Source organism: Bacillus cereus group sp. MG4 (genome assembly GCF_040460055.1).
GTDB lineage: Bacteria > Bacillota > Bacilli > Bacillales > Bacillaceae_G > Bacillus_A > Bacillus_A wiedmannii.
The window spans coordinates 1-26,176 of sequence record NZ_JARVGZ010000004.1; the positions used below are offsets into that span (position 1 = coordinate 1).

Sequence of the window (26,176 nt, forward strand, 5' to 3'; positions counted from 1 at the left end):
ACTTTCTGTTCGACCGCTTCTCATAGATCGAAATGTATCCATCCTATCACTTCTTTTGGACTATGGGCTTACACTACAAGAACTTGTGTCGTTACAGATGCAACAGGTGCACTTTGGAAAGAATATGATTACTGTTTTACATAACAAAGGGACAGAGAGAAGGATCATGTTAAGGGAAGAGGATAAAATACGTTTATTTACGTACTATAAAGCGATACCTGAACCAGTTCGTCCTAGATATCATAGTACGGATCCTTTATTGGTCGCATTTGATTTTAAACGAGGTACATTTCGCTGGGTGTATGACAATGATGCTCCGAAAGCACTAACAGCCATTGCTGTACAAAAAATGATTCGATTAGAAGTAGCCAGAGCGCAACTGAGAAAAGGAATTTCCGCACAGCACTTACGGAATACCTTTATTCTACGTTGTCTAGAAAGAAATATGTCTACAGAGGAAATCATAAAAAGAACAGGATTCCTTTCTCATTTATCAGTAAAGCGTTATGTAGAATATGCAAATCAGCATTCACATGGAAAATAGTTTGAAAAGAATCAATTTCTATGGCATACTAAAATAGTATAAATTTATCTTTAGAAATGTAACGATGGAACCTTTTGCACTGTAGAAAGAATGGGGTATGGCAACCAAAAGCGAAATATGGGGCCATATGCAAATATATTCCAATTTATAAAGGGCATGTGAAGAAGTTTTTATTCGCCACATACCCTTTTTGTTAATTAGCTACTTGGTAAATTGGCATATCAAACTGTAAATCCGGTGGCTGTCTATTTGGATCAATTCCATATTTGCCAAACCGATTCACATGAGCTGTGATATATGGACTTAGTTCGCTTAATACTTCTTCGTCCAATTCATTTCCGTCTTGCCGATAAGCATGTAACACTTGTGTTAATGCAAATACATTGTAGAAGATTAAACAATTGGCTATTAAATGATTAAACTTAATCACTTTTCTTTGGTTTTCTCTATTATTTTCAGTAATGACTCCTTCTCCGCCAAAAAATAGCCATTTGGTAAACCCATTAAATGATTCACTCTTATTTGTAGCCGTTTGAATGGTACGTCTCAATTGTTCATCAGCTATGTACTTTAATAAAAACATGGTACGAATCACACGTCCTAATTCACGAAACGCTTGATATAATTTGTTTTTCTTACTATAGGTTCCTAACTTATTTAAGATAGTTGAAGGGGTAATTTTTCCTACTTCAATTGACATGGCTACTCGTAGCATATCTTTATAATGGATTTCAATTAAATCCCAATCAATTTCATCGGTAAAAATATCGTCAATATGCTTAAATCGACTTTCTTTATCTGGACGGAACATTTTTAAATCTTTCCAATTTCGAATTCGTGGCATTAACTCGATTCCCATTAAGGTAGATAATCCAAAAATGGTAGCACTTTGTCCTTGTGTATCAGAATGAATGACTTCTGGTTGAATCTCAGAATTGTTATTCATTAAGACATCTAGTATATAAAGTCCTTCCCATACACCACACGGTATAAAATGACTAAATAATGCAATGTAATTATCAGAAACATGATAATAGCCAATTCCCCCATATCCTCCATAACGGATATGCCTCTCAGATAACAAGTTTTGTTCATATAAGGCCCATATTGTTCCATCAGCAGATGCGCTTTTCCCGTCTCCCCAATACTTAGGTAGGCCGAATTTGTTATAGGAATTAATAATGAATTGGATTGCTTGATCTAGATTTTCTGTCGTAATGTGTCTTTGATTTACCCATGAAATTTGCCTTCGGTCCATATTTCCTAATGATCTTGCAGTTTGAACAGGCCCTAGATTACAACCATAGCAAAACACAGTAGTTAAATAGCGTTCAATCGGATCTTCTAATCGAGCCTCATGTTTTGAAATGGGTTTAAAAAATCGAGTCCAGTTTAACCAATGTTCTGTATCACCTAGCATATCTAAAACATTGATGGGAACTAGATTTTGAGCAATATATTTTTCTAAACTTTTTAATTTAGGAGAAGGTTTTCTTTTCTTTGACTTTCCAATAACAATTTCACCATTCTCAATACGCACTTGTTTATTGTATGGAAAAGAAGCATCTGTTTTCTTTGCTATTTTCATAAACCTTTTCCGTAATTGTTTTACATATTCTTTACCTGTAGAGGGGAGATTGTTTTTATGACAAAAATCCAATAATTTTTGTTCATATTCATTCCAAGTGATAAGTTGTTGTCGATAATCAGCGTATTTTTCACTTCCCTCAATGTAAATATCTCCAGATTTTAAACCCCACATAATTTGGGTAAATACACAAGCTTCAAAGTGACGGCGATTCACTTCTTCTGGATAACACCCAGATTTTCGATTTGGAGCTATCCATCTCCACCATGCATCAGGAATCCACGATAAATCGAGTAGAGGTTTTATTTCCTTTTTCCAGTATCCCTTTTTTTCAATACTTACGATAGAAAGAGACTCTTTTCGGGAATTTTGATGAGTTTTTAAAAACGCAATCGCATCTTCTAATCCTTGATCTTGGTTTGTAGAGCGTAGGGAAACCGTGTTTAAAATTTTAAACAACGTAGAACGACTACTTTTATAATAATCCCAGACAAAGACAAAGTAGTTATCACCACTATAAGCAAGATGTGATTCGCAATCATGTAATATCTCCTCATGTCGGTTTCCTACTACTTGTTCAATCGCTTCCATTTTATCTTGAGATTCATTTCCTGAACGATAAGCAAGAATGACATCATGAAGAGTTGTAATTAACAAATCGGTCCGTTTTTGGTTCTTCATTTGATAGTGTTGTAACTGATCACGACTTTTATTACGGGCGGACATCATTCTCTTAACCATCATTTCTCCAATATTATCTAAAACATGGGCGAGTTGAGATTGGATAAAAGAGAGAGCAAGTGCATATCGTTTTTTAGGTTCCATTTTTTTCATTCGTGCTGCATCGAGCGTTTTGGCTTCCGAGGCCATTTGTCGTACTTTAACAGAAGGAATACTCTTCAGTATAGTAGTATTTACTTTTTGATCCATTAACCATTCCATTTGTGCTACTAATTCCCTGAAATGCTTTATAGTAGGACTTTTGGCATCTTGCTTGAGATGATGCCAGGGAGTATACACCGTACCATCATTCGTTTGAAAGAGAGAATCAATCTTATTTTTATCGTTTTCATGTATCGATTGATATATTTGTTCATACACCACATGGTACGATTGAGATCGCAACCTCTTAGCTGTCTCATTTAAAGTAGAAAAAGTAGGTAATTCAAAACGCTGACGAATTAATTCATCTATTGCAGCATTAATGAAATCGGCTGAGTCGTCTTTTGTTGATGATACTTGATTCATTGTATCAGTCATAATTTTTCTAGCTTGGTCATTGAAGAAATGAATGTTTTTATATTCTCTAATCAAGGCATGGTGACGTTTTTGAGTACCTGAGTTATGATATTTCTGTAAATCATTTCGTGATACAAGAGTAAGATTCATTTTTTGAGCAATATGTATGACAATGTCTTCAGGTATTTCTGTTACAGGAAGAAAATATCCTAATCGTTGAAATGTTTTTAGTAAAACGAATAATCCTAATTTAGCTACATCTCCTTTTACATGTGGCTTCATCCAATGAATTTCTTCAATTGTAGGAGAATATAGCTCTTGTAATTCTTTTTGGGATGGATTACTTTTCAGTCGAGGATAAGCTGTATCTTCAATACTAGGCATAAAAAAACTCCTTATATGAATTTAACTACTAATACAATCTTTTATTAGTCCATGTTTCGATAAAGGGTCATTCTAGATACACCGGCTTTTTCGGCAGCCTCTGTGATACTTGTTCCTTGTTCTATTAAATAAAATGCATAACTTAATTTTTCTTTGTCTACAGATGGTCTACCAGGATATTTGCCTCTTTTTTTTGCTGCCAGAATCCCTTCTTTTGTTCGCTCTGAAGTTAAATCTCGTTCAAATTGAGAAATACCAGCAAAAACAGTAAACAGCATTTTTCCATGTGCAGTTGTTGTATCAAGCCAGGACTCTTTTAAGCTTTTTAAATTCGCTTCTTTTCGAGAAATGATCTCGGCAATCTCAATTAAATCCTTTGTAGAACGTGAAAGTCGAGTCAGGTCTGTTACTACTACTGTATCTCCATTACGCAGAAACTCTAACATTCTATTTAGCTCCAGACGATCTCGTTTGGTTCCTGTTACTTTTTCAAAAAACATACGCTCGCACCCAGCGTCTATTAGTTGCTGTTCCTGGCGGTCTAAATTTTGATCAATGGTAGATACCCGCATATATCCAAACTTCATATAATTCCTCCTTTTCTGTTATATTGTATCAAAAACGATATGAAATAGGTATTGTTACAAAATAATTTTGTTACATATTTTTGTGACAGCGAGATTGCTAGTTCACTTGACTTCAGTTCTTGATCCCCACCCCTGTCACAAAAATGGTCGTTTTTGTGACAACGGGAATTTTCATTATCGGGTTTTCTTTAGAAAAAATAAAAAAGAATCCACTATATTTGTAGATTCTTTTGAACTACCAATCAAGAGTTTAATTGGAATATATTTGCATATGGCCCCATATTTCGCTTTTGGTTGTCATACCCCAAGAATAGTCGTAGAACATGAAACATACGAAAAGCTCCCTAACTTGTTATACAAATCAGGGAGCAAAAGGTAGTACAGTATCGGTTGCGCTAAGTGTAGCATAAAAAAGTTCATTCGGTCTATATATTTCTGAATATTCAATTTACTTTTAAATATTAGTTCTTTAGGTTTAGAAGCTTCAGTGGAACAACTAACCTTTTGAAAAAGTGTACCGTACACTTTAATTGTCTAAAATATGGCGTATTTCTGACATATCCAGATTCGTAAACTTCGCAATATCTTCGATATCCATGCCGTTTTTATGCATGCCCTGGATCAATTGAATTTTCCCTTCTTGAATGCCTACTTCTTTTCCTTTTTCCATACCCTCTTGAAGCCCTTCTTCTCGTCCCTTTTCCATGCCTTTCTTTTCGGCATACTTATACTTAGAAGCTTCATCAATAAGAGCCTTTTGTCTCGCCTCATATGACATACGGAATGCAGGGTCTTGGCTCATCTTTTCCCACTTTTGCATCGCATCTTTTAAAATCGGATCTCGGTTCATGGCGATTTCCTCCAGTGTATGCGTTAATTGTGTATCTTCGTTTGCGGATAGTAACAGTAACCATCTCACAAAAGAGTCTTCCCACGGATTCACTTGTTCTTCTTTCCATTGTGCCATTAATTTTGGAATTTCAATTACGTGTAACTCTAAATCGTCTACGAGTAACTTTTGTAAATTGATATCCCACAGTTTTCCTGTTGTATGAAATGTTTCGTATTCTGAGAAAACAAGAAAGTTTAAAATGTTAATGGTGATGGTTTTTCTGAGTGCATCGTAAGAACCACCTTTTTGCATTTGAGAAGCATATAAGCGACTCCAATAATACAAACTACGTTTTAAAAAATCATGTTGGTCATTGAGCTGTATTTCAATAGAAATTTGAGTATTATCGTCTAAAGTTGCTAATACATCTAGAATGGACAATTTGTCCTTTTCATATTCTCGATGCAAGTGCGGGTCTTCTATTTGTAAGGTTTGAATCGGTGAAGAGAGCGAAGACGCTAAAATCACGTTCAAAAATTGCATTAAAATTTGTTCATTTCCTCTTGAGCCAAATAATTGCTTGAAAGCAAAATCAACTCGCAAATTGACTAAAGGTTGATCCATGGTTAGAGTCACCTTTCTGTTTCGTATACTATACGTTTTTTTATTCCCCTTTTTCGGGGGATGAGCAAAGAATCTATATGCCTATTGTATCGGAGAAGAGAGAGAAGAAGCAACCCTTGTGAAGATGTTTTTGGGGAATTTATTTTCAAATACATTGCGGTACGTGAAATTTTTTTTTTAGGATTAAACATGCACCTATCTTTTTATGTCTTTTTCTATCGCGGATTTTACCTGAAATCTTTTTAACCTCCTTATCAGTTCCTGTGCAGGGATTTCGTCTTTTTACATGTAAATATATTCACTTTGTCTTTTTCTTTCATTAGAAAGGCATCTGAGCGTCCGTTTTTCTCCCTTTCCGCAAAAAAATGAACGATTTTCTCGGGTTCTAAAACTAATAAAACAAAATATACGGATTAAAGATGAACCGTCAAATGAGAAGAACAATAGTACACCGCTCGGTGTTTCAACTCTTCATACGTGTATAATTTTTGTTTATCAAATAATTTGGGCTGCTTCTGTCTATAGTATCCGAACAATTCTTCTCCGTTTTCCCGTATACGATACCGACGAGTTTGTCTGATGGTACCTGGTATTTCAGAAGCAAACTGTTTGAGTATTTGTAATGCTTGTGAAGATGGGATTTCTTCCCCTGTTACATAGGCATGGATAAAGATAAGTTCTTTTATTGTTATATAATTGTAATGTGAATTCCCACTCATAGAAGAATCCCCTCCTCGGTCATTATTTTCATCCTTACATGACTAGGCATATAAATGAATTTATCTGTTTAGCCTATAAGTATCTTCAGCGTTTGTTTCACTTTTTCATCGTCCACTCGATAAAATACTTCTAATCCTTTTCGCTCGTATGCTACGACTTTATGTGATTTTAACTTGCCAAGATGTTGCGAAACAGTGGATTGTGGCATGGCAAGATACCGTTGTAATTCAGAAACATTTAATGACGTTTTCTTTATTAATTGATGTACCATTTGGAGACGGACAGGGTGTGCTAATACCCTTAATACTTCTGCAACACGTTCTAATTCATTTGGCCCCGTGTAAAAGACATTTTTCATCTTCTTTTTCCTCCTTTATGTGATTTTTTATACGTCTCCTCCATCAAATTCATTTCTTTATCTTTTCATATCTATTTTATCACATCCTATCTTATATGGGCATATAATTAGGAACAGCAAAAAAGACATCTTCCTCAGGAAGATGCCTTTTTTATGTAACTTTCTCTAGATGATAATACTATTATATGCAATTTATTCATAAATATACTAAATAATTGTATGCTAGTAAATTAGACGTGTTATTCTTCACAAACACAGCTATTCCAAATGCTACGAAAGTTGCTGGCTCTACCACCCGATCCTTCACAACAATCTTGCTTGTGCCAGCGAAGAATCACGAACACACTTTCGAATTATAAAATCTACCTCTCATTTTGTCAATAGCAGACAAATAACAAAAATATAAACAATAAAATAGTATACATATTTTAATTATTGGATTCATACCCAACTATTTTTATAAATTCGTTGCATATTTCGCAAGACGATCAGCTAAATCATTGTATTCATTACCGCTATGAGCCTTAACTTTTACAAATTGTATTTTAATATTCCGCATGTATTTTTGCATAAAATCTTGATACTCTTTTGTTTGAGGGTTTTTAGCTCTCCAAGCTTTTGTTGCGAAATTTTCAATACCTGTATAGTCATAGTACAAAATCATGTGTTTCCAGCCATTCGCTAAAGCCAATTCTACCGCACGTCTTGCACCCATAAGCTCAGCACCTACATTATGAGTAGCTGTTACATCTGAGTAGGGATAGGCACTGAAATCCTTTAAGTACACTTGGTTTTGAACAATCATCACTAAGCCATATCCTGCAATTTTTCGCTTCATGTTATAACTTCCATCAATATAAACTTCTACGATGGATTCTTGTGAAACACCTGAAGAATGTAACTTTGTTGGCTGTTCTTTTATGTTTTGAGAAGGAGGGGATACCTGGTGCTTTTTATTTTGAATGAGAGTGGATGACAAATATTGTTGTGCTTCTTTTTTAGAAGGAAAAGAGCGGTACTGAGCACCTGAATACCCTTTTACATGCGTCTCACATTCTTTCCAAGAATAAAAAATACCGGTTTCCCTTCCTTTTCGCACAGCATATACTTTCTTTTTCATTCATCTTCCCCCTCATTTCTAACCAGCCCTCTTCTTATGTATTATGTAACTACACCTTTCCTGTAAATCCGGATTCTTTGTGATATCATTCTCTTATAATAAAGGAAAGGAAGGAAAAAATATATGGAGAATCAACCAAATTGGCAACCTATCCAAAACCTGCCTATCATTGCAAACCTAATAGATGGGCAATCTTCAGATGCTAAAGAACAATATGTAAATCTTTTAGAAGCCCTTAGCAAACCTCATGTGTTGAATGATGCAATAATTCAGCGCACCATCCATGTTTACACAGAACAACTTGAATTTGTATGGATATTTGAAGAACAGCTTTCCAAATGGAAAAAAGAAGAGCGTTTAACACCTATCGAGCAAAGTGAAATTGAACGTCTTCAAGGACAAGTGCAACAGTTACACAGTATTTTAACCGATATTTTAGCTATAACAGAAAAATTAAAAGACGGAACCTATGAAAAAGTAATGGCAAAAAGTGATTTGCAACTTGGAATAGAATCTTTGCAAAAGATTAAACGATCCGATTATTGAGAAGAAATGCTTACACAAAAACGGATTCTGCAAGAAAAACGAGAATTTGTACATTTCTAGTAAAAACGTTATAATAGCAACCTAAAATGAATCATTACCTGGAGGTACACACATGAATAAAACAGAACTTATCAAACAAGTTGCCCAGGAAGCAAACTTAACACAAAAAGATGCAACTGCATCTGTGCAAGCTGTTCTAGATCAAATTACACAAGCTCTAGCAAAAGGCGACTCTGTACAATTAATTGGATTCGGTACATTTGAGGTACGTGAACGCTCTGCACGTACAGGACGTAATCCTCAAACAGGAGAAGAAATGTTCATTCCTGGAGGAAAAACCCCTGCATTTAAAGCGGGGAAAAGCCTAAAAGAGGCTGTAAAATAGAGTACCATACATAAAAAGAAGAGGGATTCTTCATCTCTCTTCTTTTTCATATGAACCATTCCTTATTTCACTAAGTGCTGTTGCAATTCTTTCATCAGATAATCTGCCCCTTCTGAGCTGACAATAATTTTACCGTTTGCTAATACAAAATTACGTTCTGAAACTTCTCCTGTCACCATGCAAATTCCATCAGGTTGATACTTCTGTAAAACAATTTTCTCTCCGTCTACAAAAATTTCAATTGGTGTTTTAGCCTCTATATCTAAGGTATTCCTTAATTCCCTAGGAAGCACAATACGCCCCAATTCATCGACTTTGCGAACTACTCCTGTTGATTTCATCAAATCTCTCCCTTTTTATCCAATCTATTTTAATAAGGTTTCTCCAAAAATCAAAAACATGAACATCCAGAAACACACACTAACAACTTGTTAGAAAGGTAAATCGTCGTCCGAAATATCAATTGGTTGACCTGAATTAGAGAATGGATCATCATTCTTTTTAAATCCAGAGTTACCAGAATTACTAGATTGATTAAATGAGTTCGAACCTTGATTACCAAAACCAGCTCCTACTGGCTGTTGATTGAATGAATTACGTTCTCCTCCACCACTATTACGTGGCTCTAAAAATTGTACGCTCTCTGCAACCACTTCCGTCACATATACACGCTTCCCGTCTTGCCCCTCATAATTACGTGTCTGAAGACGCCCATCTACACCAGCTAAACTCCCTTTTTTTAGAAAGTTTGCTACATTCTCTGCAATTCTTTTCCACACTACAATATTTATGAAGTCTGCTTCTTGCTGTCCATCCTTCTTAAATTGACGGTTAACAGCTAGCGTAAATGTTGCGACCGCAACCCCATTTGGCGTGTAACGCAAATCAGGATCCTTTGTAAGACGACCAACTAAAATTGTACGATTTAAAGACATATGTTTATTTCCTCCCTTAGTTCCCTTTATTTTTTAGGTTCACCAAACCATTCATACATGGCTTGACGGCTAATAATCCATTCCTTCCGCTTTCCTTTCGGATGTAAAAAGAATTTGATTAAGCCTTCATCTAACATCCGTTGTAACTCTACTACTTTCTTTTCAGTCATACCTGAAGGGCTGATTTTGTGTTTCAGCGTTTCACGGGGAATTCCCCAATAGAATGATGCTTCACTTGGCGTCATGTACTTTTCAATCTCTTTCATGAATATCTCCTTTATTGTGTTCCTTTTATGCTATACTAGTTCATGAAGGGAATGTGCTAGATTCCCTTCATAGTTTCACACTCATTCAAATTCCCTTCTGTTTGCTTTTTTGCAACGGAGGGGTTTTATTTTTGATACTTAAATCTTGATTCTAAAATAGCCAAACGAATGAGTTTAACCTTAATTTCCTTACTCAAAGATAACCACTCCGGCGTATTGATTTTCATCATTAATCTCCCCTTTTCTTTACATCATTTTAATTACTATCATTTTTCTATCTAATTCATTGACCTGCAAACAATACGGCGTACCAGTTGCTTCTAATGCATAGCAAAACATTTGATAATACTTAAAATTACTAAAATGGAAATCAATTTGACCTCTTATAAGGAAATGTCTTAAGTCTCGGATTACTTCAACTAACCTCTTTTCCATTGCAATCCCCCTTATCAATTTCGCTCTTATAAGGTCATCATAACTCCTTTCACATGACCTTACAAGGTGTTGATTTGAAATTTCTGAATTTTTTTAACACAACAGAATAAGTGCAAATTAATATAAATTAACAAGAAACCCTTTAAAACATCCTTTGAGGCTCATATTCCACTTTAAATAAGTTTTTAATTCACCAGATACTTTATTACATTACGGTCAATAATAAAATCCGATACAAGGTAATCTGGGAATCTGTTTTTTATATGAACCTCATTTTTTGGAATAAAATAATAGATGAACTGAATATAGTCCTCTCAGCTCATCTATTAATTGCTTCAGTATGTGTACAAGAAGGAAATTGAGAGCAACCAAAAAACTTATTATCATTTTTCTTGGAATATCGAATGACTAATTGATTTTTACAAACCGGACATTTCCGTTCTGCCGGATCTACTTGCGTATAAACAGTTTCCGCTTTTTGTTCTGGATTCACTTTGTTAATCAAATTCTGAAGCTCCAAACGATCAATGAGTTTCACCTGGCATGCTTTTGCTAGTTCTTCAGCTTGCTTTGTAAATACACTATTTGTTACAATCCATGCCTCATCAGCCTTGTAGTATGCTTTCCCTGCATACACTTCTTGTACAGCTCGAATCCCAACTCGATTCTTTATCCCATATCGTTTCGCCTGGATTACAATGCGATTTTTTCCTTTTAATATGACATCCACACCGTAGTCACAAGAGTGTTTTGTGACCTCTGGGCGGTATCCAAGCTCTCGAAAAAGGGCTTTTAGATATACCTCAAATTGAAATCCATCCATTTTGTCGATGTAACGAATCCCCGACTTCGCCATCCTCTTCAGAATTCGAATTTCACGTATTTTTCCAGCACTCCATTTGAAGATATGAAAGAACATATAAAGACCCATTCCATACAAAAAAAGCTGTAGTATACCTGGCATTGGTAATGTATTAGACACTTCGCTCCATCTCCTTTTTCAGTATTGGTTGCCTTTGTTCTAATTGCACTTGTTTATGAGGCTGTTGCTGTTTTTCTGTTGATTGTATGACTACCTTCAGTACATCATTCCAATCTTTTTCCTGTGGTGGAAGATGCATTTGGACACGTGGTGTAATCGTTAAAGCTCCCATCTTTTCCGTAAATTCTTTCCCCGCTTTATCATTATCTACTGCCAGGACAATTCGATTCACGGAAAGTCCTTCATCTTTTGCCTCTTTAAATGTACGTAGAACCGTCTTCATCTTCAGACCATTCATACTGACTAGCCTTGCATTTTGAAGACGATTTTGTTGTAACGTCCAATAGGAAAGAAGATCAATGGGACTCTCAAAATAATAAATGGATGTTGGTTTCCCAACATCCACTGTAAATCCTGTATGCGGTTTTCCATTCGGTAAGATTTGTTTGAAAGAGCCTCGCTTATTCTCCATCTTAACCGTTCCTTGTCGTTCTGCACCTACTATATCTCCTGTTCCACCTTGTTCTCGCCATTTAAACACAACATTCTTCTTTTTATCTTGTGCGATAAGATCCTGCCCAATCAACCAATTCACTAAGCGAGAATCAATTTTTCGCTCCTGGACTAAATATTTTTTAATCGCTTGTTTATCCTGGACTTCTAAATGTCCTGGATAACGGAATGGCCCGTTTTGTTTCGGCTCTTCTTCCTTAGAAGATGTAAAAGTCGGATAATCGCCAAAATTCACATCACGGACAGCTTCTTGAAAAGACATACCATAGTACATTCTCGCAAAACTAATGGCTCCATATCCTTTCTCTCCTCGGCTATTCCATGCATACATATTGTCACGAATTAACAAGCTATCGTGCTCCGTATGTCGGTAATAGTTTCCCTCTTTTTGAAATTTCTCCCCTTTGGCTTCTAAATACGACAACAAATCCACATCTTTTGCTTTCATGACTTCCTCCTCCGCCAGTCGATATGTCATGTTGGCACCTCCCTTTGTTGTGAATGGTTTCAAGAATAAAAAAAGAGAACCGTTTTTATCAGTTCTCTGCATCATTTATTTTCCAAATAGGAATTTTAATCGTTTTTCTTGTGTACTGTATGACAAACGAGCATCAAATTTCTTCCCTGTATTTTTGGACTCAAATCCTTTAATTTGATCGGTCATATTCTTCTCTAATAATTTGATCACATGATTATTACTAATTTTCTTTCCAGACACCATTCCTGGGATAATAAATTCACAAGTCTTTTTATACTGCTCACATAAGTAATTTGATTTCCCTACAATCACTCGGCTCTTACAAAGCGGGCACTTTCCTAGTGTACGATCTTCAAGTGTTGGAAAACGGAACTTTAAACCCTCCTTATCCAAATAAAGTGCTGCTGTAAATTCACCCTTTTCTCCTTTAAATCCTTGAATGAAGTCTGAACATTGCCCCTTCAGAATCTTTTTCAGTTGTGAAGGAGGAATCGCTTTTTCTTTAATTTTTGCTGGCAACATGAACTTACAACCGTTTTTATATTCTGTGCATCCGAAAAATGTCTTTCGGTGAAGGATGTCTCCTTTTTTACATTCTGGACACTTACCAAGAGACAGCTCATCTGTCGTCGGGAACTGGAATTGTACTTTCCCTTCTCTTAACACCAAATATGCTGAAAACTCTTTCTCACCCGATTTAAAGCCTTTTAACAGATCCGTTTTCTTACTTTCAAACAGCTTTTTTACTTGTGCTTCAGGAATTGCTTTCTCTTTAATTTTCTTTGGCATGCGGATCTCACACTCTGGATAATTACTGCAACCATAGAAGTTTCCTTTATGAAGAATCTTGCCCTTTTTACATGGGCAACGGCATACCTCAATTTGTTGATTCCAATTCAAAATCATTTCATCTGCCACTTTTTCTTCTGTTTCTCCAAGCTTTGCAACCGTTTCTTTTACAAATGTATTCGTATTCTCCACAAATTCACCGTATGGCATTCCTTTCTTTTCGATCATATGAATCATCCCTTCCATTTCAGCCGTATAAGCTGGATTTTTGATTTCATCTATCGGAAATTTTTCTACAAATGCACGACCAATTTTCGTAGTTCGAATTTGGCCATTGGTAACTGTGATGTAATTTCTCGTTGCAAGCTTAGGAATAAATGTCTCTTCTGTTGTGACTGTTCCAATCCGTTTTCCTTTCATTAACTCTTTTAAATGGTCATCATCTAATTTACGACCGGCGGTCTCCATAAACGTTAAAATCGAACTTTCTGTATGAAATGCTGGTTTCTTTGTTTTGGACTGAATGAGGTCATGTTTTACGATTTGGAATGAGTCTCCTTCATATAAAAAAGGGATTTGAAAGCTTTCCACAGACCCTTCTTCCATTTCCTCGTGAAATACGCTTAAAAATCCCTTCTCTTGAAGCACCTTCTCTTTTGTACTGTATATATTTTCATCTTGATCCATAAACTGTGCTTCACGCACCAAATAAACAGCCGGTGACATAAAGTTCCCAATAAATCGCTTTACAATCAAATCATATAATTGAATTTCTAATGGTTTTCGATTGGTCCCGTCATATGGTTTTGTTGTCGGGATGATGGCAAAGTGACTATCGACAAGTTCATCGTTAAAAGTGGCATGTTTTTCTGTAATGATATGCGTATCTACAAGGTGCACCAAATCGGCATAATTAGTAGACTGCAAGGCTTGGAATACTTCTTGTACCCTGCCTACCTTTTCCGTTGGCAAGTGCCTGGACGATGAACGAGGATACGAAATCCAACCTTCTTCATATAAACTCTGAATATGTTTTTTTGCGGTCTCTGCACTCACTTTCAATTTTGAATGCGCCTCTTTATACAAATCCGTCAGGTTATATAACAATTTTGGTTTCTTTTTTCTGGTACTCTCCTTAAACTCCGTTACGGTTAATGCTGTACCGACTAGTTTTGTCCCAAGCTTTTGCAAAGGAGCCGGATCTAATAACTGGTCTTCTGTCTTCATAACTGCCTCTAAGCCATTGTCTGTGATGAGTTTTAGATTATAGTAGGTTTGCTCTCTATAATTCTCTATAGCTACCTCACGTTGCCAAATCTCATGTAACAGACACATTTGCACACGCCCTGTTGCTAATAAAAATTGATTTTTAGCAAGTTTGGTTGTGCATCCCCTCGTTACATTGATTCCAAGAAGATAGTCCAGGTATTGCCTTGCTTTTGCGGAGTTTGCAAGTCCGTCATAGCGTTCCCCTGGTTCTAATCTATTCAAACCTGCCTCTAATTCGACTGGTTCATAAGAAGAAAGCCAAAGACGAGATTGCCTTTTATTTACGCCCGCATACTCATATATTTCACGATAAATCAGTTCACCTTCGCGATCCCCATCACAGGCGTTAGCCACATGATCTACGTCCTGACGATGCAACAGGTCTACTAAAATATTGATTTGTTCAACATAGTCAGGTTTCACCTTATACTCTGGTTCGACTAAAATTGGTAAATGCTCAAACTTAAATTCTTTGTATTTTTCATCTATTTCTTCTGGATGTTTTAGCTCTAATAAATGACCCGAACACCAACTAATAATATAATCCTGATTTTCAAAGTAGCCATAATACGGTTTACTACCCATATGTTTTTTTGCATTTCGAAAACGTGGTGATTTCAATAATTCGTATGCAACTTTCGGCTTTTCCGCAATAAATAATGTTTTCCCCATCGTCCATTCCTCCTCATGTATGTAAAAAGATTAGTTTTGACGCTTCATTTTTCGTAGTTTGAATCGTCTTATTGCACATTGTCCCATCCATATGCAAACATTCATTGTCACAACCACAAGCAACATACAGCCAGCAAATAACCACGGATTCATGACATCTTTCTCCACTCCCAATCCTTCTGGAGAAAGACATACATTTGTCTTTTTTCTGACAGTACCTCATGTGCAATTTGAATTTTTTCTTTCGGTAAAGAAATGAAAATCAATTCTTCTGCATCCTTCGTTTCTGCCCATACGCCCGTATAATCGATGTCTACAATCTCAACGATATTTACCATTCTTTTCTCCCCCTTCGTTGTTAAAAAGAAGAAGAGCACTGTTTTACAGTACTCTTCTTGCAATGTGTCTATTAGGAACGTTCCATTTCCGTTTCCTTTGGCTGCTCTTTCTTTTTCACACCTTTAAATTGATGAAAAAGTTGTGCGAATTTATTTTGGTTTTTCGGTTCTTTCTCCTGGCCAGATTCTTTTTTACTATTTTTATCATAATCTTGTTTTTCTTGATCTAAAGTTTTTTCCAGGTTAGTTAACTTTTCACGCTGAGAATCTGTTAGATTCAGCCCTTTTAATTCCTGAAGAGCTTCTTTTTTCAATCGATATACTTCAGGATAAGAATGTGTTTTCTCGAACTCTTTCATTTCTTTCACACGTTCTTCTCGACTCTTGGTATACGTTACTTCTTGTTGCCCTGGACGACCTTCCTTCTTCACTTCTTTTGAAACCTGTTCTTTGGAATCAGAGGACTTCTCTTTATCAATCCCCAGCATTGCCAATACTTCAGTCTTATACTGATCTTTATATTGTTCCTCCTCCCGGGAAGGAGCAATCTCTTCTAGTACTTGTTCCTTAAATGACTCTTTATAGGAATCTTTCGGATTTTCTTTTGGTGTCATTACCTTATCTTTTTTCTGTAATTGTTCTAAAGGCTCAAAAGACTGTTCTACATTATATTCCATCCTTTGAATGGATGTTTCAGCAATTACTCCTTGTTCAATTGCTGTTTTCCGTAATGTCGTATATTTGTCTTCTGTACGCATCACTCTCAGCATACTGTCTGTATTGTATTCATCTTCTTGTCTTTTAGCTTCTACAAATGATCGGTAGCGAGTTTCTAATTCTTTCGGTATATTTTTTACGATTTGATGTGTTTCTTTTTGCTTTTCTGTTTGCTCTTTTATTACATCAGAAAATGCCTTTTCCCCCTTTAATTGAAAAGAAGATTTCGACCAGTTCTCACCATCTATATCTTGTTCATATACTTTTACGATTCCACTATCATGATGAATATCAACTGTTACATCCCCTTGTCCCCAGTTCATCTCACTTGTAATAGAAGGGAAAGACAACCGCGTCATACCTGGTTCAACACCTCTTTCCACCTCATGCATATTCTCTTTTAGAAACCGCTCTTTTTCCTTTCCAGCCGTACTCATCGCATATTCATATAGTGCATGTTTTACATCTTCTTGTTTGACTTGTTCTTGTATATTCATCTTCCATTCCTCCTTAAAATAAAAAATCACTTTTCGCCCCCAACGATAAGTGATGGTATTCTTTCTTGATTCAATTGTTTAACTAAGCCATCTATCGTTCTAGTTCCACTTCTTGTTTCTTTTTCTTTGCAACATTTTGGAACTGCGTAAAATTCGCGAATGGTTCAAATTGTTTTTCTCGATCAACCACTTTAGATTCGGTTTGTTTTGTAGCCATAACTCCTTCTTTATTCAACTTTTCTTGCACTTTATGTTCTAATTGTGTGACAGACTCTTGTGTGATGAGTTCATTATCAATTGCTACATGTTTCGTCGCAAAATACCGTTCTTCCATTTGTACACGATGGATAATACTATCAATATCGTTTACTGTTTCATGAGATTGCGCTCGCTTAAACGATTCATATTTTCCACTCAATTCTTTTTCCATGGAAGCCGTAACATGTTTAGCTGTGTGCGGAAGTGGGTTTAATTTTTCTTCAAGAGAGCCAATCGGTGCATATCCTTCTTTTTTCATTTCTTTATATAATTCCACTTCTTTTTCACTAAACGCTGGATTCTTTTGCTCCTCTGCCTTATCGATTAAAACGCCATATCTTTCATCTTTTACAAGTTCATCTAAGCTCATCTGTGCATCCTTTTGATTTACAACAAATGATTGATTACCTTTACCATCAAAAATAGAATCTTGGACTTTTTCATATACATCTGGTCTTAAAATTTCATCCAAGGATACATTTTCTCGTTCACCGTACTTCTCCATTAACGAAACATATAAATCTTCACGATTCGATTTATCTGCATTCCATACTGACAAATAACTTATATCGTTTGTGACTGCATCCATCATGTGTATTCTTGCAACTTCCTCACCTTGTATATCCTTATCCAAGACTTCAATCGTTACCAAATGAGCCGGTGTTTCTTTCAAACTATCATGATCCATATCCTTTATATCCCCCATACTTTCCACCTCTTTCTCATGTATTTGTTCTTTCTCTTTTTCCAAAGTGTTTTCAATCGTTTCAATAAACTCAGTAGAAGTTTCATGTACTTCTTTTAGTAATTTGGATTTATCTTTTAACTCTTTGCCTTGCGTCCAGTTCGCTAAATAGCCTAATGAATACTCGCTTGTATCAATTCCAAAATAGGAAGAAACCGTATAAGCTGTCATCTCTGCTTGAAACTCTTTTTCAGGTGCTGAGTAATTCATGTGCGTTTCTGCTGTGTGAAGTTTGGCATGGGCTAGTTCATGAAGAAGCGTTTTTACATTTTGTAATTCACTATTCCTCGGATTCAAGGCAACCTCTTTCGTTAAGGTGTAGCTCACCCCCTTTGCGACCCCAAGTTCTTGTTTCGGCTCAATAATTTTTACACCGTTTTTTTCAGCAATAGCTTCCATCCCTTTGTATAAACTCTTGTAATCTCCTACATTTCCTTCTAGCCAACGATTCGGAAAGATACGGGGTAGATTTTCAGCTTTTGCGTTCGTCTGAGACACATCAAACACATATCCGACAGAGAAATATAAACGACCTGGTTTGACTTCTACCTTTTTAAATTCAATCTGTTTTTTCTCTTCTTTACTTGCCTTCGCAACAGGTTTCCAAGTTCCCGTTTTGTCTTTAAATTTTGCTGTTGTCCGGTTCGGAACAAGGATCTGTATCCCTTTCTCACCCTTATTAACCGAAAATCCTTTTTCTTTCCAAAAGGAAAAGGAACCCACGGCTTTGGATCCCTCAAATTGACTCTGTATTAATGCAATGTTAGATGGTGAATAGCGATAAAATTTTGCCATAAATGATAAATACTCTTTTAAATCTCCTGGCGAACGAAAGTAACCTTCTATACTTTTTTCCATCTTTTTCGTCAGTGCTTCTACCTTTTGTTTTTTCTCTTCAAATGAAACAGGGGAACGCTTTTTACTCATTGTTTTCCGCTCCCTTTGATGAAGCTTCTATTAATTCATCCATTGTTTCTTCATTCCATGTTTCTAAATCATTTGGAACACATATTTTCTTTGTTTTCATGTTGATGGGAATAAGTAAATCATTTTCTGGAAGCTCAATATAATCGAATAACTCTTGTTCTTCCTGCTCTGTTAAATGAATTGTAACTTCTTGATTGCCGACTTGAAATGTGACCTCTCTTTCGCCAATAAATTTTATAATTCCAATTTCAATGTCTTCGTGAAATAATAACATCTTCGCTTCTCCTTTTCTGATATAAGATACCTATCTTAATTCCTTGTTCTTCACTTTTGCGTTCCACTCTACCATGCTACCTATCCATACGAATGGAATTGTAATCACTGCGCAGTGTAACAAAAACAATGAATCCGTTACAACCTTTGTTACATATAAACAGAGTACCCCTACACCTACTATGCAACCTAACACCAATAAACGCACAAGTTGTTTCCATTCCTTTTCAATGACTAACATGCTGATTACTCCTACACAAATGATTAACAGAAAGACAGCAACCATACCTAACGAATTGGGCACGGTTACAATTGGTTCAATTCCTGAAGGTCCCATCTCTCATTCACTCCCTTATCAATTGATTTCATCAACAGGTACAAATATTGTTTCATTTTGTCCTCTGGACGCCTGATGATCTATCTTCTTTTGTCTTTTATGTGCAATTCTATCCTCCACTACTTTTCTTATATGCTTTGTCGCTTCTGTTTCTACGATATCAGTTGTACAAACTCCTTGATAATTTTCATGTTCATAAATCCCATTCATAAACTCAAGTAACATTTGCGTATTTTTATCTGCACTATTGGTACCAAGTCGAATTTTTGTCAGCTCTTCTTTTAATACTTCATGAAGATGTTTTGTCACAACTTCTGTAATATATCGAAGCGACCATTCTTGTTGTTTTGCTTGCTCATGATCTCTACACATTTTAGCAAGTGCTACACCGTTATATCGAATTTGATGTTCTTCCATATAAGCCCTAAAGTAATGATCTGTTTCTTCATCAATCGTAAATAACCGCTTTACCTCGTTTTCTTTCATCGTTCATATCCCCTCTCATTTTGTTGTTGAATATCTCTCTGAAGGCGCTCATAATAACGCTGGTTTTTCCAACTGTCATACTCACTTTTAAATGCGCCCTCCATCTTTTTAAGTGCATATTGCATCGAAACATTTTGCTGAAAGTTCTTTCGCTCTCTAGGCTTTCGGTCTAACATTTTATCAATGCGCTGTCGTTCCTTATCGTACGCTTTCATCTCTTGCAAAAATGCGTTTCCCATTCGTTTGTGAAGCTCTTCTATTTTATTTTCCTTATAATTCTCATATCGTTTCTTATCACCGGATCCTTCTCCATACGCTCGCTTTAACACATCCACTTCTTTGTCTAACTTTTGAAGAAACTGTTTATAATCTTCCTTATGATGCTTCTCAATATATTTTTGCGTTAACGTATCAAGATAAGGACGAAGGGGACGCAATGTATTGTAACTGTATTGCCATTGCCTTTTATCCTCTGGTAAGCGTTTATAAATGAACTGGAATAATGGTTTCAATTCTCGATTACGCCATGTGAATGTGGAATCTTCTTTCTTTTTTGCAACCATATTCTTTCGAATCAAATCGTTAATCTGTTTTTGTTCTTGCCCACGATCCATAATATTTTGAGCCACTTTCGCTTTCATCGCATCTAATGTTGTTTGTTTTCTTTTGCCACGGTCCCTCGTTGGATATGGCTCCACTGTTGCGATATGAATATGAATGTTATCTGTATTATAATGAATCGCTCCTGACCAAACCGCTGTATGTTCTAATCGTTCTCTTTTCAACATTTCTTTCATCGCTAAGCGGGTAACATCCATCAATTTTTTATCATCAACTGTTCGTGTTTTCGGGTCATATATGCCATGTTCTGCTAGCCACTGATTATCAAATGTGATCACATCTTGCCACATGATACTGTTATTCTTTTGGGCGAGCTGAAACATCGTTTTTAGGTCTTTCTTTTCCTTTTTATCCAAACTGTTACTCTGCTCTGTAAAAAGAGCTGAGGTTTTCTCAGAATTCCCCATGTAATCTTGGTACAGGGAGAACATTCTTTGATGTGCCTGCCCTTCTTTTTTTGCTTCTTCTCTGTCGATATATTCCACATAATCTTGAAAACTTTCTCCATCCGCTGTCACAAATTTAGAGACCGTTACAACCCCTGGTGTCACTGTTGCTTGTGAAGGACTTGTCGATTGACTCATGCCTCATCATCCTGTGTCATCATTTTTAAAAACGCATCCATCTCTCGTGCAACCTCAAAACATTTTTCCATCGCATAGATATTTTTTTCTATCAACTGTTGAAGATACAATTCACGATTTTGTTGTTCCTGATAAAACGCTAAGGTCTCTAGTTGACCTCTCAAGAATTTATCTCTTGAAAGCCCTTTTGCTTTTGCAATTTCATCAATTCGTTTCACCGCAACTGGATTCATATTTCGAACTCTTACCTCCATTTTCATTTCCTCCTCTAAATTCGGGATCTCCACTCAAAAAGAGAGGGAAGAGCATAAGGGGTTTTTGTTCCCACCTAGGGTGTGAAGCTAGGCAAAGCCTAGCGAAACCGTGGGAACAAGAAGAACTCCGAAAAGTCGAGTCGAGGTCGACTCAAATTCCCCTTTAGTTGAGTCACGGTCGACCCACTTTTCTGCATAGGTTGACTCGTGGTCGACTCAAAAACGACTAAAGTCGAGTCATGGTCGACCCGACTTTTTTCATAACCGCTCCGCATCTTTCGCCTTCTCATCTAATTTTTTAATCTTCTCTTTGATTTGTCCTTGCTCCCATTTATATAGTTCAACTTTCTCTTTTGACTGACTAATATTCGTTTCTTTTGAATTGATTTTCGCATCTGTTTCCATTTTTTCTGTTTCCGTTTGGTACTTAGAATCGTTCTTCCATTCCGTAATTTGCTCTTGCCACTGTGTTTGTTTGGATGCTTCTTGTTTCATCATTGCATCGTATTGTTTTACTTTTTCTTTTAACGTTTTTTGCTCAACCCCTATAAACACTTTCGCATAAGAGCCTTTATTTTTTTGTGAAATTCCTTCTTCTATATCCGTTTTGTTTTGATCGGAGAAGAGTGACTTTAAGAACGTTTGCTTGTCATCTTCTTTTGAAGATTCTTTTTCTTCTTCCGTCTTTTTCTCTATCTCTAGTGTCACATCTCGATTGTTTTTTTCAAACACATCAAGCGCAACTGCTTGCCATTTTCGGGATAACTCTTTCACTTGTACAACAATATTTTCATCATCTTGATATACAACTTTCACTGGTAATTGAAGATTTGGATTTGCTTTTTCTTGTGCTTGGAATTGATATTTTTCTCCATCTCCTCCCTCTACATGAAGAAACATTTCTATTGTACGAGAAGCCGGATCATACGCTCTTCTTTCCACTGTCATTGTTCGACTTCCAAATAACGCAACTGGCTTTTTTAGTTCTGTATGATAAACTGGTTCTTCGTAGGGAACATATAATTTCGAGGTAAAAAACAAGAAAAAACCGACCAATATAAATCCTACAATCAAACCATATATCCATGACTTTTTTCGTCTTAAATTCACACCACTATTTACAACTTCCATGTATCTAGCACCTCACTTTTTTAGGATGGAATGATTTGAACTGTTAGTTCTTCGACATTGGTTACTTGCCAATTCTCTTGATTTTTTTGTACCGTAACTTTCATCACATTTTTTGTTTTATCCGTTTTCCCTTGCGCTCCAATGGTCAATGTATTTTGAAATTCTGCAATGATTTCTACTTGAGAAGCACCAATTATATAAGACTGTAAATACAACTTCATATCAGATGGTTTGGATACATATGTTTCTTCCATTTCAAATGTATCTGTTGGATAAAAGAGCTGAAAAATTTCTTCCTTCATGAGTTTTTTTGCTTGTACTCTTCGCTCCTCATATCCTTGTTTTTCTCGATGAAACGACAACTGAATAAACTTTTCTACCGTTGAAAGATAAGCTTGTCGCTCTTGTTCCTGTTCCGAAGGAAGTGTTTCCTTCACTTTCTTTTTGAGCTCTTCATTTTCAGTTTGCAACACCTGCTTTTGAACTTTTAATCGTTTTAAATCTCCTATTTCATCGTTACGAGCGTACAGAAAGATGTTCAAAAAAGTAACGCCTGCAATCACAATCGCAAGCGTTATAAACCAAAATATTCTTTTATCCTTTTCAATCGGCTTACTCATTTTTTCCGCCTCCTTCACTTGCATTTGTTTATTTAGGATGACTATATTTTTTAATAGCGTCTCACATGCCCACTAAATACTTTACTCCAGTATGGGTTTGATAAATTTTCGATTGAAACACCCTTGTTTGTTTGACAACCAATGAAAGTATTCTGGTCAATTACAATGCCAACATGACCGTCATGTTTATACGTATCAAAGAAAATCACATCGCCAGCTTTCATTTCCATTGGTGAAATTTGTGTGCCAATTTTATTCAAGGTTTCTGTACTTACAGCCCCCATGGGACTTACATTCATCCCTACCTGTTCGAACGCCCAGCGTACAAAACTACTACAATCAAAGATGCCTCTTGCGATGTCATTTGTGTTCCGTCCGCCACCAAATACATAGGTAGAACGTCCTATCCATTGACGCCCCACATCAGCAACTTGTGAGCCGGAAGAACCGCCTCCTACGACACCTCCACCACCGTTAACAGGCACACCAGGCGTATAATATTTCAACACCGCATCAACATAGAGCGCGTCGCCATAGCACGCCCCATAGGGTATCATCTCTGGTCGTACACAACGATACATACCTGTATGTTTTACCTTTTGATATTGCTCTGCGGAGAATTGAATGGCTAATTCTTTTGTATATTTACCTCCGTGTTTTGCAATAAAGTCGAAGAATCCTGTTCCAAAGTTGTAGGCTTGTAAGGCTGTTTTAATATGATCCATATCACCTGGTCCCGTTACACCCGCTCGTTCTATCGCATGTTTAAATTCTTGTACACCAGCCCAAATAGAGTAGTCTGGATCTGTAATACAATTGGGCCCTTTACAAAACTTTGTATTGTAAGCTCCTTCGGAACTTTGCATCGGATCGAGTCCACGTCCGCCACTCTCCTGCATCATTTGACTAAGCATTAACGGGACGAACGCCTCGACACCGAATTGCTGGGCATACTTCCGAATTGTCGGTTCCCATTTCAATACTTCAGCCGAAACATTCGCCGTCCCTATACCACCTTGTGGGTATGTAATGTTTCCTTGTTTTTTATTCCCCTCCATTCCACCGATGAGTGTCATTGTAGCTCCTAATAGAATCGTTCCAAGGAGAAAAAGTAGACAAAGAGAAATGATAACGAGCCACTTTTTCGGAATGATTTTTAGTACAAGATGCATAAATTATGCCCCTCCTCCAAATAACGCTAACTCTTCTTCTGTCACATCGACTTTAAATAAAATATTCTTTACGGCACTGATACATAAGAGCACATCTCCTGTTGGTAAAAACGGTATTTCATTCAGTTCACTTGTACTGATTTGCCCCGCAAACACTCTTCGTAACATATCTAGATTGTTGCTATCTTGTTGCATAATAAATTTGTACTGCGTAAGTTCAAAGAGTGTCTTAATTTTTTCTACCGCGGCCACACTTGCATCCTCTGGTACAAAGTCTCGTATGGAATGACTCGCAAATACAATCCCTGCAAAATATTTACGTGCTTCTCGGCTAAACTTAATCGTAAAATCCACCGCATGTTGACTACGTTCACTTGTATTTATCAAATGATGTGCTTCATCCATAATAATGAGAAAACGCATTACGTCTTCAAATTTTAATTCCTTTCTGTCAAACGCTTTCCACTGCGGTTTTCCGTTTTCTAGCATCTCATCCCACATTAAGTTCATCACACTGAAAATCTGTGCTTGATAGATTTCTTCTTTTAAACTCATAAGATGGCGTAATGAAAAAAAGACGATTTGCTCTTTAGAGAAATCTTCTATCGTGGAAATACCGTTAAATAAATGTCCATAATTGTCTACTAAATTAATAAGGTTTAATTCAATCAGTTCTAACCGTTCCTTACGAGTCGGACTCACATTAGAACGGTAGATTCCTTTCTTTATATCTTCATATAATTCTGTACGAACAAAATGTAAATAATCGGAGAAAATCGGATATTCACTTGCTGGTAAGCTCGTAATACGATTGACAGCTTCCGATTCATCACTCCATAATTTCTTGGCCACATACATTTTACGCAGTAAATTCTCATACTCCTTAATCTCATCATCTTTTGCTTCTGGCGCAATAAAGCGATAAAAGATACTCATTTTAGATAAATGCTGGGTAAACGAACCTTCTTCAGTTTCAGCCGTCTTATACACTTGAAGCGGATTAATTTGTCCTTGTGACCCATCCAGTGCAAATTGTTTTCCATTATACTCTCGTACAATCTCTTCAAATTCACCTGTAATATCAAATCCTCTGATTTTATAACCCTTCATCGCATAATCACTCATGATTTTTTTCAGCAAGGTTGACTTACCAGCTCCCATTTTCCCGATTACAACCGCATTATAACTTTTTCGCTGTGCATCTTTATGAAACAAATCAAAAATGACACTCCCTTTTGTTTTGGTTGTGCCATAGTAAATACCGTATGGATCATTTAGGAATGTAAAGTGAAACGGGAATCCTCCAGCTAAAGAAAGAGCCGGCACTTCTTTTCCATTTCGTTTATTAATATATTGCTTTTGCATCTCAAAACTTGATGTGAGGGAAGCCCATTCATGTTCTTGTTCATTTAGGAATATGGCACCTCTAAAATTATAAGATTCTAGTGTTTCCATGACTTCTTTTGCTTGTTTTTCTAACTCCGCCATCGTTCTTGCCGAAATATAAATACGTAAATGAACTCGCTTCAGCACCTCTCCTTTGGATACTTGTTGATACAACTGTTCCAACTCTTTAAACTGTTGTTCCGCTTCAATTCGTTCAATATTTTCTTTTGCGTTCGCATGTCGAACGCTTTGTTCTGCCATTGATTTATTAATGGATTCAATCACTACTTTTCGGCTGTCACTTATAATATCTAACGTTGTAATTACATTCGGCATATTCATGATAGGTTCTAACCAAAAGTCATTTACTGTCGTTTGATACCCGTATACATGAATACAAGTTTGTAATCCATCTCCACCTTGCACATATAATTCTTTAAAGTGAATGCCCCCTTGCGGTTGAATCTGGGAAACTAATTCTTTATTAATTTGTTTCTTTTCTTTTTTCTCTTCTTTCTTTTTCTTTCTCTTCAAAAAATTTAGTACAGACACACCCATCACCTC

At 36.4% G+C, this 26,176-nt stretch carries 29 protein-coding genes; 3 read left to right on the forward strand and 26 right to left on the reverse strand.

All coding sequences use genetic code 11. The features are described 5' to 3' along the window. Positions 1-544, forward strand: a 544-nt coding sequence (locus QCI41_RS30005) for a tyrosine-type recombinase/integrase (RefSeq protein ID WP_353839258.1), incomplete at its 5' end; no start/stop codon positions are given. Positions 545-737: 193 nt separating this feature from the next. Here the strand turns inward: QCI41_RS30005 and QCI41_RS30010 are convergent. From QCI41_RS30010 to QCI41_RS30035, 6 genes are all read right to left on the reverse strand, one after another. Continuing rightward, positions 738-3,755: a Tn3 family transposase gene (locus tag QCI41_RS30010; protein ID WP_353838033.1), complete on the reverse strand. Its 3,018-nt coding sequence runs from the start codon at positions 3,753-3,755 to the stop codon at positions 738-740. Positions 3,756-3,799: 44 nt separating this feature from the next. Beyond that, positions 3,800-4,342 carry a recombinase family protein gene (locus QCI41_RS30015; RefSeq protein WP_353838034.1) on the reverse strand — a complete coding sequence of 181 codons (543 nt, stop codon included), beginning with the start codon at positions 4,340-4,342 and terminating at the stop codon, positions 3,800-3,802. A gap of 526 nt (positions 4,343-4,868) precedes the next feature. Next, positions 4,869-5,798 (reverse strand): Rpn family recombination-promoting nuclease/putative transposase, encoded by a 930-nt coding sequence (locus QCI41_RS30020; RefSeq protein WP_078187860.1) that lies wholly within the window; start codon positions 5,796-5,798, stop codon positions 4,869-4,871. Positions 5,799-6,211: 413 nt separating this feature from the next. Further along, positions 6,212-6,517, reverse strand: coding sequence for a hypothetical protein (locus QCI41_RS30025; protein ID WP_078187858.1), 306 nt, complete (start codon positions 6,515-6,517; stop codon positions 6,212-6,214). A gap of 68 nt (positions 6,518-6,585) precedes the next feature. After that, positions 6,586-6,876, reverse strand: a complete 291-nt coding sequence (locus tag QCI41_RS30030; protein ID WP_078187856.1) for an ArsR/SmtB family transcription factor — start codon at positions 6,874-6,876, stop codon at positions 6,586-6,588. A gap of 457 nt (positions 6,877-7,333) precedes the next feature. Next, a complete protein-coding gene (locus QCI41_RS30035) occupies positions 7,334-7,996 on the reverse strand; it encodes a ribonuclease H1 domain-containing protein (protein ID WP_098652013.1) in 663 nt (220 codons plus the stop codon). A 123-nt stretch (positions 7,997-8,119) separates the two neighbouring features. On the opposite strand from QCI41_RS30035, the gene QCI41_RS30040 reads away from it, so the two are divergent. Both QCI41_RS30040 and QCI41_RS30045 read left to right on the forward strand, forming a co-directional pair. Beyond that, positions 8,120-8,542: a hypothetical protein gene (locus QCI41_RS30040; protein WP_098679255.1), complete on the forward strand. Its 423-nt coding sequence runs from the start codon at positions 8,120-8,122 to the stop codon at positions 8,540-8,542. A gap of 112 nt (positions 8,543-8,654) precedes the next feature. Then, positions 8,655-8,927 (forward strand): HU family DNA-binding protein, encoded by a 273-nt coding sequence (locus QCI41_RS30045; protein WP_086402079.1) that lies wholly within the window; start codon positions 8,655-8,657, stop codon positions 8,925-8,927. A gap of 62 nt (positions 8,928-8,989) precedes the next feature. On the opposite strand, the gene QCI41_RS30050 is transcribed toward QCI41_RS30045, so the two are convergent. The 20 genes from QCI41_RS30050 to QCI41_RS30145 form a co-directional block, all read right to left on the reverse strand. Beyond that, a complete protein-coding gene (locus QCI41_RS30050; RefSeq protein WP_078187848.1) occupies positions 8,990-9,268 on the reverse strand; it encodes an AbrB/MazE/SpoVT family DNA-binding domain-containing protein in 279 nt (92 codons plus the stop codon). Between the two features lie 90 nt (positions 9,269-9,358). Further along, positions 9,359-9,862 (reverse strand): single-stranded DNA-binding protein, encoded by a 504-nt coding sequence (ssb, locus tag QCI41_RS30055; protein WP_061685761.1) that lies wholly within the window; start codon positions 9,860-9,862, stop codon positions 9,359-9,361. Between the two features lie 26 nt (positions 9,863-9,888). Further along, complete coding sequence (locus QCI41_RS30060) at positions 9,889-10,128, reverse strand: hypothetical protein (protein WP_002205092.1); 240 nt, start codon at positions 10,126-10,128, stop codon at positions 9,889-9,891. A 246-nt stretch (positions 10,129-10,374) separates the two neighbouring features. Then, positions 10,375-10,563 carry a hypothetical protein gene (locus QCI41_RS30065; protein WP_353839094.1) on the reverse strand — a complete coding sequence of 63 codons (189 nt, stop codon included), beginning with the start codon at positions 10,561-10,563 and terminating at the stop codon, positions 10,375-10,377. A gap of 319 nt (positions 10,564-10,882) precedes the next feature. Then, positions 10,883-11,545 carry a restriction endonuclease gene (locus tag QCI41_RS30070; RefSeq protein ID WP_353839093.1) on the reverse strand — a complete coding sequence of 221 codons (663 nt, stop codon included), beginning with the start codon at positions 11,543-11,545 and terminating at the stop codon, positions 10,883-10,885. Beyond that, positions 11,538-12,536: a DUF3991 and toprim domain-containing protein gene (locus QCI41_RS30075; protein WP_353839092.1), complete on the reverse strand. Its 999-nt coding sequence runs from the start codon at positions 12,534-12,536 to the stop codon at positions 11,538-11,540. Before QCI41_RS30075 ends, QCI41_RS30070 begins: the two co-directional genes overlap by 8 nt. Positions 12,537-12,611: 75 nt before the next feature. Then, a complete protein-coding gene (locus tag QCI41_RS30080) occupies positions 12,612-15,266 on the reverse strand; it encodes a type IA DNA topoisomerase (RefSeq protein WP_353839091.1) in 2,655 nt (884 codons plus the stop codon). A 30-nt stretch (positions 15,267-15,296) separates the two neighbouring features. After that, complete coding sequence (locus tag QCI41_RS30085) at positions 15,297-15,434, reverse strand: hypothetical protein (protein WP_353839089.1); 138 nt, start codon at positions 15,432-15,434, stop codon at positions 15,297-15,299. Continuing rightward, complete coding sequence (locus QCI41_RS30090) at positions 15,416-15,604, reverse strand: hypothetical protein (RefSeq protein WP_353839088.1); 189 nt, start codon at positions 15,602-15,604, stop codon at positions 15,416-15,418. The genes QCI41_RS30085 and QCI41_RS30090 overlap by 19 nt, the downstream gene beginning before the upstream one ends. Before the next feature lie 71 nt (positions 15,605-15,675). Next, positions 15,676-16,818, reverse strand: coding sequence for a hypothetical protein (locus QCI41_RS30095; protein WP_353839087.1), 1,143 nt, complete (start codon positions 16,816-16,818; stop codon positions 15,676-15,678). Positions 16,819-16,909: 91 nt separating this feature from the next. Further along, complete coding sequence (locus QCI41_RS30100) at positions 16,910-18,748, reverse strand: ImmA/IrrE family metallo-endopeptidase (RefSeq protein WP_353839086.1); 1,839 nt, start codon at positions 18,746-18,748, stop codon at positions 16,910-16,912. Next, positions 18,741-19,022 carry a hypothetical protein gene (locus QCI41_RS30105; protein ID WP_353839085.1) on the reverse strand — a complete coding sequence of 94 codons (282 nt, stop codon included), beginning with the start codon at positions 19,020-19,022 and terminating at the stop codon, positions 18,741-18,743. Before QCI41_RS30105 ends, QCI41_RS30100 begins: the two co-directional genes overlap by 8 nt. A gap of 30 nt (positions 19,023-19,052) precedes the next feature. Then, positions 19,053-19,358 (reverse strand): hypothetical protein, encoded by a 306-nt coding sequence (locus tag QCI41_RS30110; protein ID WP_353839084.1) that lies wholly within the window; start codon positions 19,356-19,358, stop codon positions 19,053-19,055. 18 nt (positions 19,359-19,376) lie between these two features. After that, complete coding sequence (locus QCI41_RS30115) at positions 19,377-19,844, reverse strand: hypothetical protein (RefSeq protein WP_353839083.1); 468 nt, start codon at positions 19,842-19,844, stop codon at positions 19,377-19,379. Continuing rightward, a complete protein-coding gene (gene mobP2, locus QCI41_RS30120; protein ID WP_353839081.1) occupies positions 19,841-21,049 on the reverse strand; it encodes a MobP2 family relaxase in 1,209 nt (402 codons plus the stop codon). Before mobP2 ends, QCI41_RS30115 begins: the two co-directional genes overlap by 4 nt. Further along, entirely contained in the window at positions 21,046-21,303 is a 258-nt protein-coding gene (locus QCI41_RS30125) for a hypothetical protein (protein ID WP_086401515.1), read from the reverse strand. The genes mobP2 and QCI41_RS30125 overlap by 4 nt, the downstream gene beginning before the upstream one ends. 258 nt (positions 21,304-21,561) lie before the next feature. Further along, on the reverse strand, positions 21,562-22,434 hold the full coding sequence (locus tag QCI41_RS30130; RefSeq protein ID WP_353839079.1) for a hypothetical protein: 873 nt from the start codon (positions 22,432-22,434) through the stop codon (positions 21,562-21,564). 20 nt (positions 22,435-22,454) lie between these two features. Beyond that, complete coding sequence (locus QCI41_RS30135) at positions 22,455-23,054, reverse strand: MerR family transcriptional regulator (RefSeq protein ID WP_353839078.1); 600 nt, start codon at positions 23,052-23,054, stop codon at positions 22,455-22,457. 50 nt (positions 23,055-23,104) lie between these two features. Continuing rightward, positions 23,105-24,226, reverse strand: a complete 1,122-nt coding sequence (locus QCI41_RS30140; protein ID WP_353839077.1) for a bifunctional lytic transglycosylase/C40 family peptidase — start codon at positions 24,224-24,226, stop codon at positions 23,105-23,107. Positions 24,227-24,229: 3 nt separating this feature from the next. Then, the gene (locus QCI41_RS30145) at positions 24,230-26,170 is read right to left on the reverse strand and encodes a VirB4 family type IV secretion system protein (protein WP_098679180.1); all 1,941 of its coding nucleotides are present in this window, start codon (positions 26,168-26,170) and stop codon (positions 24,230-24,232) included. Positions 26,171-26,176 lie beyond the last annotated feature (6 nt).